Annotated in this window: 8 protein-coding genes and 1 tRNA gene; 4 read left to right on the top strand and 5 right to left on the bottom strand. The window is 41.4% G+C overall.

What is annotated here, in order from left to right:
- The 3 genes from VMUT_RS03375 to VMUT_RS03365 are packed head-to-tail and all read right to left on the bottom strand — an operon-like array spanning window position 1 to window position 1,576.
- Window positions 1–609: a DUF3501 family protein gene (locus VMUT_RS03375; RefSeq protein ID WP_013604023.1), complete on the bottom strand. Its 609-nt coding sequence runs from the start codon at window positions 607–609 to the stop codon at window positions 1–3.
- A gap of 10 nt (window positions 610–619) precedes the next feature.
- Window positions 620–1,093 carry a rubrerythrin family protein gene (locus VMUT_RS03370; RefSeq protein ID WP_013604022.1) on the bottom strand — a complete coding sequence of 158 codons (474 nt, stop codon included), beginning with the start codon at window positions 1,091–1,093 and terminating at the stop codon, window positions 620–622.
- Window positions 1,094–1,147: 54 nt separating this feature from the next.
- A complete protein-coding gene (locus VMUT_RS03365; RefSeq protein WP_013604021.1) occupies window positions 1,148–1,576 on the bottom strand; it encodes a Fur family transcriptional regulator in 429 nt (142 codons plus the stop codon).
- Window positions 1,577–1,697: 121 nt separating this feature from the next.
- Here VMUT_RS03365 and VMUT_RS03360 point away from each other — a divergent pair, with 121 nt between their 5' ends.
- Both VMUT_RS03360 and VMUT_RS03355 read left to right on the top strand, forming a co-directional pair.
- On the top strand, window positions 1,698–2,891 hold the full coding sequence (locus tag VMUT_RS03360) for an acetyl-CoA C-acetyltransferase (protein WP_013604020.1): 1,194 nt from the start codon (window positions 1,698–1,700) through the stop codon (window positions 2,889–2,891).
- A gap of 214 nt (window positions 2,892–3,105) precedes the next feature.
- Window positions 3,106–3,197, top strand: a tRNA-Gly gene (locus tag VMUT_RS03355).
- 248 nt (window positions 3,198–3,445) lie between these two features.
- Here VMUT_RS03355 and VMUT_RS03350 read toward each other — a convergent pair.
- Complete coding sequence (locus VMUT_RS03350; protein WP_048056839.1) at window positions 3,446–3,643, bottom strand: DUF1922 domain-containing protein; 198 nt, start codon at window positions 3,641–3,643, stop codon at window positions 3,446–3,448.
- A gap of 154 nt (window positions 3,644–3,797) precedes the next feature.
- Here VMUT_RS03350 and VMUT_RS12435 point away from each other — a divergent pair, with 154 nt between their 5' ends.
- A complete protein-coding gene (locus VMUT_RS12435) occupies window positions 3,798–7,736 on the top strand; it encodes an intein-containing adenosylcobalamin-dependent ribonucleoside-diphosphate reductase (RefSeq protein ID WP_013604018.1) in 3,939 nt (1,312 codons plus the stop codon).
- 2 nt (window positions 7,737–7,738) lie between these two features.
- Here VMUT_RS12435 and rgy read toward each other — a convergent pair whose 3' ends face one another.
- On the bottom strand, window positions 7,739–11,530 hold the full coding sequence (rgy, locus tag VMUT_RS03340; RefSeq protein WP_013604017.1) for a reverse gyrase: 3,792 nt from the start codon (window positions 11,528–11,530) through the stop codon (window positions 7,739–7,741).
- A gap of 108 nt (window positions 11,531–11,638) precedes the next feature.
- On the opposite strand from rgy, the gene VMUT_RS03335 reads away from it, so the two are divergent.
- Window positions 11,639–12,181 carry a hypothetical protein gene (locus VMUT_RS03335; RefSeq protein ID WP_013604016.1) on the top strand — a complete coding sequence of 181 codons (543 nt, stop codon included), beginning with the start codon at window positions 11,639–11,641 and terminating at the stop codon, window positions 12,179–12,181.
- The last annotated feature ends 8 nt before the right edge of the window (window positions 12,182–12,189 follow it).

Here is a 12,189-nt window from a genome sequence, read left to right as displayed (position 1 = left end):
CTAAATGGCCCAGGAAATTTGCGATCTTTTTATTGAGCTCCTTAGGGCGTTTATTTGCTTTATGGTTAATTTCACGGATTTATTAACCATGTTGTGAGTCACCACAAGCCTTACCTCATTGGCATTGTTTATCTTTCTGTCAAGACCATCTTCACGGAACTTCAAATAGTGTATGCTCCTCGGCTGTGCGTTGGGACCATAATCCTCGGGATATATTGGTGTAGCATTAATTCTTTGTCCATCGATTTCCAGAAAGACCGACTTCTCGATACCTCTGTACAGTGGTAGTAAGTTTCGTAATTCATTATCGTTATAAATATACACAAATAGCGTCATGCTTACCTCATTATCACTAGGTATCATGGGCAAGTACGTCCTTACAGCCTCATTTAGTATTTTCTCATCATCAACACCCTCAAGAAATACTGTCTCCTCTATCTGGAACCATACCGTTACAGTGTCCTCAAAGAGTATGGTTAATCTATCATCAACCTTAACGTACCTATTCGCCTTATAGTTACTCACTAATTCGTAAACCCTCTCTCTGATGCCTAAGTATTGTGATGGTGGGTATATATGGCTTATGATTTTAAGTAGGTCACTTGCCATGATTAACGCCTTATAACTTACCCAGTGTTTCGTCCTCTACCTCAGTTTTAACTCCTTTACCCCTATAGTACTTCTCAAGTACCTCATTGAATCTATTTGCATGTAGTCTCTCTACCTTAGCCACGGCCTCAAGCCACTCGGCAACCTCCAGGAATCCCTCCTCCCTAGCTATCTTGGCAAAACCTGGATACATCTGTGTCCACTCATAGGTCTCTCCATATATTGAAGCCCTAAGTGCGTCCTCTATTGTATTTATTTCAATCTCTGCAACAGGATCAACACCTAGGAACATTAGGTGTCCAAAGGCATGCCCTGTCTCAGCATTCGCTGTCTTCTCAAAGGCCTCGGCTATGTCATTAAGCCCTAGCTGCCTAGCCATCCTTGCATAGTATAGATATCTCCTATTTGCCATTGATTCACCTTGAAACGCAATCTTCAGGTTTTCATAGGTTTTCGTACCCTTTGGGATCCTTTTTGTGCTCATTCCTGATCTAAGTAATGCTTTGTGCTCTAATTTATAAATATTTCGAGTTAGAACTTACTTCTGAGAATTACCACCTGAAAGAGAGGGACTTATACAATTGCCGCGAACTACAATGGTAAGATCCCTAATCATTATACCCATACTCCTTATCTTCCTCTCTATTGTGGAAACATCAACATTAACATCAATTATCTGACCTGTATCTTCACAGACAACATTAATATGCGGTTTCTTACGAATCTCATACCAAGTCTTACCATCAACCTCGAAGGATCTCAGTATGCCCAGCTCTACGAAGGTATTTAATGCATTGTACACGGTAGATATGCTAATGTTAGGTTCAATCTTCCTTAACTCATTAAGCACCTGTTCAATATTAAAATGCCCACCGTTCTTCAGTAATCTTAGTATTGCAATTCTTTGCGGCGTTACCTTAAGCCCCCTACTCCTTAGTAATCTTACTATTTCATCTGTTTCATTCATTTCGAGATAATAATTATTTCTGGATAAAAATCTTTCTGAACTCACGTCCTGGCTAAACCCTATATAGTTTATATGTGAATAAGCAATATTAATACGCTGAGAGTACTAAAGCCCGATTAGAATGGGCGAGGACAAGGAAGTATACATGGTTTACTTTAAGAGGACTGCATTCTCCAGGGTTAAGAGGGAGGATCCAAAGTTCGATGTATTTTATGAAATAAGTGGGCCAACACTATTCTCGAAGTTACTTGTCAAGGCAGTTCAGGATATTGGCATAAAGCCTGAGCAGATAGACCATGTAATAGTTGGTAATGCACTTCAGGGCGGTGATAATTGGAGCATGGGTGGTAGAATACCCGTGTTCTTAGCGAAGTTTCCGGTCACCATACCGGCCATGGCTGTGGATATGCAGTGTGCCTCTTCCTTCGATGCAATAGGTATCGGTGCAATGGAAATATGGACGGGACAGGCTGACATAGTGTTTGCCGGTGGTTATGAGCACCTATCGAGAGTACCAATGTACAATAATCCATACATAGTTCCACACCTTGAATTAGCCACAAATCCTGAATACGCCATGTATGACATGGCTACGGGATACGTAATGGGATTAACCGCCGAGAAGTTAGCTACTCTCAAGAAAATAAGCAGGGAGGAAATGGATAGGTGGTCCTACAGAAGCCATATGCTTGCTACTAAGGCCTATGAGGAGGGTTACTTCAGGGATGAGATACTTCCAATAGAGGTTGTTAAGGATGGTCAGAAGACTGTGGTTGACAAGGATCTAAGCGTTAGACCCAATACGTCAATAGAGGCATTAGCTAAGTTACCGCCTGCCTTTAAACCTGGTGGTATAATAACGGCTGGTAATTCAGCACCCCTCAACTCTGGCGCATCACTAGTCGTACTAATGTCAGGTAAGATGGTTAAGGAACTCGGTTTGAAGCCATTGGCTAGGGTCGTATCTCTTGGCTGGGCTGCTGTTGACCCGTCAATAATGGGTGAAGGCCCAGTACCAGCATCAAAGAAGGCATTGGCTAAGGCAGGACTTAAGGTTGATGATATAGACCTATGGGAGATAAATGAGGCATTTGCAGTGGTCACATTAAATGCAATTAAGGAGTTAGGCATTGATGAAAATAAGGTAAACATTAAAGGAGGTGCCGTGGCAATAGGTCACCCACTCGGCGCAACTGGAGCCAGGCTCACCGGTACATTGGCCAGGCAATTGCAGTTAATGGGTAAGGAGTATGGATTAGCAACGGCATGTGTTGGTGGTGGACAGGGCTATGCAATAATAATTCAAAGGGCATAAATCAACTTTCTTCTTAATAGCTTCGAAGTTTAAAATAACAACTTACTAAGTATATCTAAAACAAGTTTGCTTGGTCTCAAAGCATTGTTTCTCTCCGGGTACTATTCAGTTTTTTATCAAGGTTTAGTACATACTTCCTAGTTCTTATGGCGTTCATTGATGCGTCATGAATGACGGAAAACGCTTTTAAATAAGCAATGAATAAACAGAACCCGCGGCCGTAGTCTAGCCTGGTCTAGGATGGCGGCCTTCCGAGCAATGAACGTAGAGAGCCGCAGAACCCGGGTTCGAATCCCGGCGGCCGCACTAATCAATAATTAAATTAACCGTATATTATTGTCATGATCGTTTACGTCATCCTAATGTCCATTAATGTATGAGTTAATTAGGTAATGTTGCATTTAGGATTAAAACTGGGCTATGCCATATTAAATATTAGCATGGTCAATTTATACCTTGTTCGGTACGTTGACCTCTTCCCTGCCCTAAAGGACGAGGCTTTATGTACATTGTAATTGGGTCATTAAGTGGTTAATTATACCAGAACTAGTGCATTAAGGTCTTCTTAATTCCTTGGGAGTCTTTAGCTTCAAAATTATTTCTCTGGCTTCTTTGCCATTCTTGGCTCGCGCAATTATTGTTACTTCCTCAATACGCATTACATAGCCGCAGTATGGACATTGATGCGTTTTAGTAGTATCGCGGGTAATTGAGTAATTCCCACACTTAGGGCATGCCACGACTAGATACATAGTCCTATGCTATATATTACAGGGAATAAATTGCTTTTTGGGTTTCAGCAATTACAGTTGAGGTGAGTGAAAGCAATATATATTCTCTTCACTTAGGTTCGTGTTAACTTATTTTGTCCGCTGCCCCCTAATAAAAGTAATTTAAATTTCCTGTGTGCAATTAAGTACTGAAGCAATAAGTAAGGTGGTTAGAATAAGGATATTAAAGAGGAATGGGAACACTGAGGACTTCTCAAGGGAGAAGTTAGTCCGCTCTCTTAAACTTGCGGGTGTCCCAGACCCTGACCTAGTAATTAATGCCCTCGATATTAAGGGCACACTGCCTAGCAGTGAATTGTCAGATAGAGTTCAATTAATCATGCTTAACATGGTCACTGATGACTTGAAGTGGCATGATGCGGCTAGGAACTACCTACTTTGGAGCATGTATAAGCAGGTTTGGGGTAAGGACGTTGTTAAGGCAATTAATGATGGAAGAACTAGATTCGAGGATGCGTATAGGGAGGGCTTTAGGGCTTGGTTTAGGACAGGGCTTGAGCTTAGGATTTGGGACTCAGAGATGAGTGCCTGGTATGCCCAGCACATTGATGAGTTGGCTAAATACCTTGACCCAAGTAGGGATTTACTACTTACCTACAATGGAGTTAGAACGCTAATGAGTAGGTATCTGTTAAAGAGACTTGACGGTTCATTTTTCGAAGCGCCCCAGTACCTATGGATGAGGACGGCAATGGGCGTAGCCTATGCGGAGCTTAAGTACGGTGGTGATCCAATAACGTGGACGAGGAGGTTTTACGACCTAATGAGTCAATTGAAATTAATGCCCAACTCACCAACGCTTTATAACGCAATGACAAGGCTTGGACAACTTTCTGCATGCTTCGTTGTACCCATTGATGACTGCCTATCCAGAGAGAGCGACACGAATAGGGAGGATCCAGAGTGCAACTTCGGAATAATGGATGCCCTAAGGCTCGCCGCGTTAATATTCCAGTCAGGTGGTGGTGTTGGTTATAACTTCGGTAAGTTAAGGCCTGAGGGTGATATAGTTAGGAGTACGACTGGTATTGCCTCTGGGCCGCTTAGCTTCATGAAGCTCTTTGATACGTTGGTGGACACAATTAAGCAGGGTGGTAAGAGGCGTGGTGCCCAGATGGGCATGCTCTTCTGGTGGCACCCTGACATTGAGAAGTTCATAACCTCAAAGAGCGGTGAGCTTAAGGACATTCAGCTCCAGAACTTCAACATTAGCGTTGCCATAGACGACCACTTCATGCAGAAGGCACTTAAGGGAGAGGACATTTACCTAGTAAACCCAAGGGAGTGTCCATGCCTATATAAGACCTGGGGTGAGGAATTCATTAAATGCTATGAGGGCTGTATTGAGGCAATAAAGGCTGGTAAGATAAGGATTTGGAGAAGAATTAACGCCAAGGAGCTTTGGGACAAGATAGTCAAATCAGCATGGGACAGCGGTGATCCAGGGCTATGGAATAGGGACCTAGCTAATTACATAAATAATGAAAAAATACCAGGCGAGGTCATAAATGCCACTAACCCATGTGTTACTGGTGATACGAGGATACTCACTAAGTATGGGTATTTACAGATTGGGAGATTAGTTAAGCAGGGAATTAACGAGGTTGATTTAGTAGTGCCTGGCAAAGCAGTAGTATTGCATGCAGTTACCAGTCATGGATACAAAGCAGTTAAGGTTAGTGAACCTGTCGTAATGAGGTCCAAGGTCTTTAGCCAAGGCGTTAAGCCTGTATATAAGGTGATTACTAAGGAGGGCTATGAATTAAAGGCAACCCCTGACCATAGGTTAATCGTTGCAACTAAAGATCCATGTGAGGAATGCGACGATGCACCACTTGAGGTACAGCAGGTAATCAGGGCTTCGTTAGGCAATAAAGCATATGATTACTGGATTGTCTGGAAGAGAGTTGATCAATTAAAGCCCGGTGACTTGATATACATGTCCAGGATGGACATAGACAGATTCAGCAAGGACTTTGGCAGTAATAGCATTGGTGAGGACATGGCATTCTTACTGGGCTTATTGGTCGGTGATGGATTCTTACGTGAAAATAAGGAGAGACATAATGGGTATGTTGCGTGGTACTTCAATGCTGAGAAGGAGGAGGGTATTGCACAGATGGTCATCGATATCTTAAGGAATAGATTCCCACGTGCAATAATCCATGTTTACTATGAAGGAAATGAGATAAAGGTCATGGCCACGTCCAAGGATGTACGAACATACTTCAAGAGAATAGCGTCTGAATTAGTAAATGCAGATTCTACGATGAGGGTTGTGCCAGAGATAGTCTATACACTAAAGCCAAGTGAGATTAGGGCGTTCCTTAGGGGATTGTTCACGGCAGATGGTACGGTAGATCGCGACTCAGCAATAAGATTAGCATCAGCATCTTTAAGACTACTCAAGCAGGTTCAGGAGTTACTCCTGTTATTTGGAATAATGTCTACAATATACGAGGATAGGGCTAGGACCGAAACGTCAAAGGCCGAACGTGGCTTCGTATACGTAACTAAGTCTGGCGATGTCAGAGTTTACAGATCGAATACCTTCCACGAATTAGTGATTAAGAATTATAGCAGGAAGTTGTTCATGGAAAAGATAGGGTTTGCTGACCCTGCCAAAAGCGCTAGGGTTTCTCTTAAGAAGGTTAAGGTGGATCCGCCATTAGTAACGGTTAAGGACATAGAGTACATGGGTGAGGAGGAGGTTTTTGATACCACAGTACCTGGTTATCACTACTATGTGGCTGGCGGGTTTGTAAGCCACAATTGTTCTGAGGAGTCGCTTTATGATTTTGAGAGTTGTAATTTAGGTAGCATTAATTTAGTGAAATATGTTTATGATGGAAGGATTGATTGGGATTCCCTGGCTAGGGATGTTCAGTTAGCCGTTAGGTTCCTAGATGATGTTATTGATGTTAATAAGTTACCGCATGATAGGCTTAGGAAGAGGGTTCTTGAGACTAGAAGAATTGGACTTGGTGCTAATGGACTTGCTGATACTTTAATAGCCCTTGGTCTTAAGTATGACTCACCGCAGGCGCTTGCCGTCTCTAATGAGTTGGCTAGCTTCATTGCTAGGATGGCTGTTAGAGCAAGTATTGAGTTGGCTAAGGAGAAGGGTGTTTACCCAGCGTATAAGCATAGTGATTGGGCTGAGGGGGTATTGCCGTGGACAAAACATAGGGAAAGGCTTGAGAAGTTCTCAAGTGCTATCGATAAGGATGCAGTTGATGAATACTTAAAGACGCTGGATGTTGGTTATGGCGATATCAAGGTTAAGGCAATAATTGATGGAGCAACAACAGTACTTAGGGGGTATAAGGCCTCAGATAGTGACCTGTCAATAGATGTAAGTACTATAGGCATTAGGAATGGTTCAATAATGAGCATAGCGCCTGAGGGATCGAGAAGTCTCATTGCTGGTGTGAACTCGAGTATTGAGCCCCTCTTCGCTATCGCTTATATTAGGAATTTATCAATTGGTAAGCTCATTGAGTATAACTATACAGCACTTAAACTGTTAATGCAGACAAAGGCACTTGATGAGGCGACGAGGAGTTTTGTCGAGGAGTACGGAATATTACCAAGAGACCATCCATTAGCCAATCTGCTTAGGACTGCGCATGAGATTCACTGGAAGTGGCACGTCTACATGCAAGTGACTTGGGCTAGATGGAATGACTCAGGTGTTAGTAAGACGATAAATATGCCGAGCGATACCCCTATCGAGGATGTTGAGCAAGCCTATAGATTAGCTTGGCTGCTTAATGCCTTTGGAATAACGGTGTATAGGGATAAGAGTAAGTCCGTTCAGGTGATATACACAGGTGTTAAGGGTGCTGAGGCTAAGCCGTCTGTAGAAGTTAAGGAGGTTAAGGTAGAGACAAAACCTAAGGTTGAGGCCAAGGCTAGTTACACGTCCCTATCTGCGCTTAAGGATAAATTGATTAGAATTAAGGGTAATGGCGGCGAGAGTATTGAGGAGGAGATGCAGGAGGAACTTGGGGAGACTGATGATCCATACTGCAAGACAGGGTCATGCGGTTAAGTTTAACTAATAACGTTCTCCTTAAGTATTCCCTTACTTATCGCCTCGTTAAATAACTCATTAAGCACATCCATGTAATCCCTTTCACCAACCTCAACATCATCCATATGCTTCTCAACCATCCTAGTCCTCTCCTCACTAACTAAGTCGCTGAATTCCTTATTATCCTCAGTCAAGAACTTATAGACTTGACGGCCAAGATTCGTAGGTACAACATACCTAGTCCTCCTGCCGACAACTAAGGCATAACGTCTCTTCAGTATTACATCAACAATCTTGGCATAGGTGCTTGGTCTACCAATACCTCTCTCCTTCATCATGGCGATTATATCACCCTCCCTAAGTGGTAATGTTCTACTCACCTTCTTAATGTAATCAATACTAGTCACGTTATATTCACCTGGTGTAAGTTCTTGGTATTCCTTACCCTCAAGATAGCCCCAAAATCTCGTAAAGCCTGGCTCTAGTATTTTTGAGATTCTCTCAATTTCCTCGTCATGAGTATCAACACCATTAAAATAAACACTTATTCTTAACTTCTCCTTCATAACTTTAGCACTCTTCATCTGGCTTGCGATGAATCTCTTAAATATTAAGTCGTAAACCCTTAAGTGATTTGCTGTAACCTTAATTGCTAACTGAAGTAACCCAGTATTAAGTAGGTTCCTTAAATCATCACTATCAATGGGTCTCGTTGGTCTTATGCACTCGTGGGCGCCAATTTCCTTACCACCCCAAGTCCTGCCTACGAAGTAATCAGAACTGACTTTCTCGCTTATGTACTCCTTAGCAATGCCAATACCCACACTAGATACTCTGGTGCTGTCGGTTCTATGATATGTTATGAGACCTGACTCAAATAATTCCTGCGCAATTGCCATTGTTTGTTCAACGCTTAAACCAAGTATATTCGCCGAATCCCTTAATAGGGCATCCGTGGTATATGGTGGTGGTGGGTTCAATTCTTCCTCAGTTTCCCCGACCTTTGTTACTGCAACCTTAATCACCGCATCAACGGCTTTATTTCTATGCAGAGCCTTGAGGGTCTTTACCAACTCCTCCTTATCAGGTGGTATACCTAGCCTTATCTTTATGCCGTTGCTTAATGTCATGGTAACCGTGTAAATCTTATCTTTCCTGCTCTCATCATATCTTTCTATTATCCAGCCAAGGACTGGTGTTTGAACCCTACCTGCCGATAGGGTCCTCCTACCGAACTTTTCCTGGACTATTTGGCTAAGTCCGAATCCTATCCACCTATCCTCAATCCTCCTTACTAACTGAGCACCAACCATACTGAGGCTTATGGTTCTTGGGTTCATTATCGCATCAATAATGGCTTTCTTAGTGACCTCATGGAACTCAATCCTAGCAATATTACCCACATAGGGTCTCAACATCATATATACATCCCAGGCTATTTTCTCACCTTCGGCGTCAGGATCAGTGCCAATCATTACTTGATCAACCTCAGTAGCGATATCCCTTACCGCGTTAACTATGTCCATGGCGTCAATGAGCTCAGCACCATGTATCTTGCAAACATTGATATCCTCAGTATACGTCTCACCACCAACGGGGCATCTCTTTATCGTGCCATAAATTGGTACGAAATTATTACCAGCTCTAAGTATTCCATAATAATCAAGGAGTTTTTCTGACCTTAAAAATGAAGAGAAGCTCTTAACGTCTGCTGGAGCAGCGGGTATTAAATCCCACATATGGCCCTTAGTGGCGGTTATTAATAGGTATAGGTTACCTAAAGTGGCTTCATAAATAACTAATGGGCCTGTCTCCCTCCTTGTAGGTACACCAAAGAAGTTCGCAATGGTTCTTGCTTTCGTTGGTGATTCCACAATAACAAATGCGGTTCTTAGTGGATCTTTCTCAAGGAATTGATTGGGGATTCTCCCAAGCATTATATTCCTTATTAATTCTCTCTCATTCCTAATCTTCTTCATTAGCTCATCAATATTTATCTCATTAATGTCCTGGACCTTAACATCCTCAAGCCTATACCTAAGATTTCTAACTAAGCCGTTGAATACCTTCTCATTGTCTACTATTAATACTGATAATCCTAGGGATACGCCACCAACGTATAACCTTGATGTTCTACCACTTCCCTGAATATACGTTGTTAGGTCAGGAATAATTACGTAAAGATCATTACCCCTATACTCAAGACCAACCTCATTAGATTGTTCAATTGCTCTTCTAATACCTGGATCACTTAATAACTTATTCACAAGATCGACAGCATCCTTAATCACATCAGCCGCGTATTTATCAAATCCACTCAATTCTCTATTTTCCTCAATTGCCATCAATAAATTATTCACCTGCTCCTGATTAAGTGCCGTTAAATTTCTAAGTCTTGCAATGACTCTATCAACATCGTTCCTCAAGTATTGAGGCACAATATTTCTAATATTAAATAGAAACATTAAATATCTCATTGGTGTGAACTCCTCAAGTTTTATCCTAAACTTCATGCGCGGAACCCCGACAAAAACCACATAAGCTATTCTCTGAGGTAAATCAATACCCCTAACCAAGGAGGACCTAGATGTTGCAAGACCAATGAGTACGTCGATCTTTCCATCAACAAAATCATTAAGTAATGACTTACTTGGCTTAAGGTATGCTGCAGCCTTTATTCCATTATTATTCAATTTTTCACTTAATTCATCGATAATTTCCCTCAGATCGGGTGGTACATATATTATTCCTCCACCGCCTAGTCTCTTTACTATCTCAACCGCTGCACTCACCAAGGAGTCCTTAGGTCTAGTATAAGCATCAACTACATTTCTTAATCCCTCGGCTCTGCCACCAGTTTCGAAACCAAGGAATTCCCTAAACAGGAACAACCTAGCCGTTCTTCTAATTCTTGTTAATGCTCCTGAGGCTATCAATATGCCTATATTATTGCTCTTTACATAATTACTTAGTTCAGTACTTAGTTTCTTAATATCTTCCTTAAGTTTATTAATTTCCTCATCACTTGCCCTGAATCTAATAGCCTTCCTAAGCTTCTTCATTAAATCAACAACGGTCAAGGCCTTATGGAGGGCCTCCTCATTAATACCAAGCAGTAGTAATAATCTATCAATGTTTTTGCTGGATGCTTTTAATACGCTATCTACATCATCAACGAAAATCAGCGAAAACCTATACTTTCTGAGTAAATCCATGTGTCTTGGTAAAAAGGCGTTTGTTATTATCAATATATCGAAGTCGCCATTTTCAATGGCGTTCATTGCATCTATCAACTCCTGTTTGTATAGTATAGATGAAGCCATAATAATCCTTATGTTGCTATTCATTTTCCCTGAATATTCACTTAACCTTCTATGGACGTCGTAAGCCAGTGTTGATGTTGGAACGACTATTAATACCTTACTCCTTTTTCTTAAGGCAATGTATAGTGATGCCATCATACCAAATGTTGTCTTTCCACTACCCGTTGGTGCAACTATTGCGAAGCTCTTGCCTTTAATGAGTCTCCTTGTCCATAGTCTTTGGGCACCCCACATATTTGTTCCAACTACTTTCTTAAACATGTTCATGAATTCGTTATATTCATTGATTAAGTTCGACAATGATTTAAGCCTGTTAATTGTACCGAGCTTCTCTAATGTATTTAATACCTCAATTGTGTTTGCCACCTTCTTTGCCACCTCAGGTAAGCACTTATAACATGGTAATCCAGCGCCCAATCTATCCGATGTTATGTCTCCCCCACAGTTTGGGCATGCTTTTCGATATATTACTATTGGTTGTTTCTCCATTTAATCTTCTCACATTATGAGAAACCCCTTAATAAATATTCGTCGCCAACGCGGTTTCTTAATTGTTAGTATTAAATATTGATATTACATTGGTATTGCTTGAGTAGTATGTCGGTTAATACGGGTGGCATTCAGGATTATGTGCGATACGTATACATAATGTCATTGGTGTCTGCCCTAGCAATGGCTATCGCTGTGGACTACGTATTGACTGAGTTGTGGATATATGGTGCTGCTGACTTAACAATACTTGTGATAACGCCTGTGTTCATGTTCATGTTCTCTATGCTCGTGATATCATCAATAACAATGATCAAGCAGTTAAAGGGTAACTTTGGTAAGATGTCCTCTAAGGCTAAGGCATTAATGATTACCTACATTACATTCTTCATGATAGCTCTCATATACTTCACATACATATCAATAATTCATTACGCTGGCCTAGGACTTACGATTTCAGACCCACAATTAACTGGAGATCATTACCTGGGCTTTGGACTTGCGCTTTATGATGCGGGGTTACTAACAACATCATGGCAATTAGTTGAGGATTTATTAAATAATAAACTATCATCATTATACAAGTTTTTCATTATGATGTTTAAGTCTCATGGAAATGATGATGACGATGGTACCATAACCATTAAATAATATTACCC

It is taken from the genome of Vulcanisaeta moutnovskia 768-28, assembly GCF_000190315.1.
Classification (GTDB): domain Archaea; phylum Thermoproteota; class Thermoprotei; order Thermoproteales; family Thermocladiaceae; genus Vulcanisaeta; species Vulcanisaeta moutnovskia.
The sequence above is the reverse complement of the archived record's forward strand: the minus strand, read 5'-3'. Positions and strand labels throughout refer to the sequence as shown.

Excerpts from the sequence above, each read along its gene's own strand:
- VMUT_RS03375 (WP_013604023.1), bottom strand. The coding sequence starts at position 609 with ATGGCAAGTGACCTACTTAAAATCATAAGCCATATATACCCACCATCA.
- VMUT_RS03370 (WP_013604022.1), bottom strand. The coding sequence starts at position 1,093 with ATGAGCACAAAAAGGATCCCAAAGGGTACGAAAACCTATGAAAACCTG.
- VMUT_RS03365 (WP_013604021.1), bottom strand. The coding sequence starts at position 1,576 with ATGAATGAAACAGATGAAATAGTAAGATTACTAAGGAGTAGGGGGCTT.
- VMUT_RS03360 (WP_013604020.1), top strand. The coding sequence starts at position 1,698 with ATGGGCGAGGACAAGGAAGTATACATGGTTTACTTTAAGAGGACTGCA.
- VMUT_RS03350 (WP_048056839.1), bottom strand. The coding sequence starts at position 3,643 with ATGTATCTAGTCGTGGCATGCCCTAAGTGTGGGAATTACTCAATTACC.
- rgy (WP_013604017.1), bottom strand. The coding sequence starts at position 11,530 with ATGGAGAAACAACCAATAGTAATATATCGAAAAGCATGCCCAAACTGT.
- VMUT_RS03335 (WP_013604016.1), top strand. The coding sequence starts at position 11,639 with ATGTCGGTTAATACGGGTGGCATTCAGGATTATGTGCGATACGTATAC.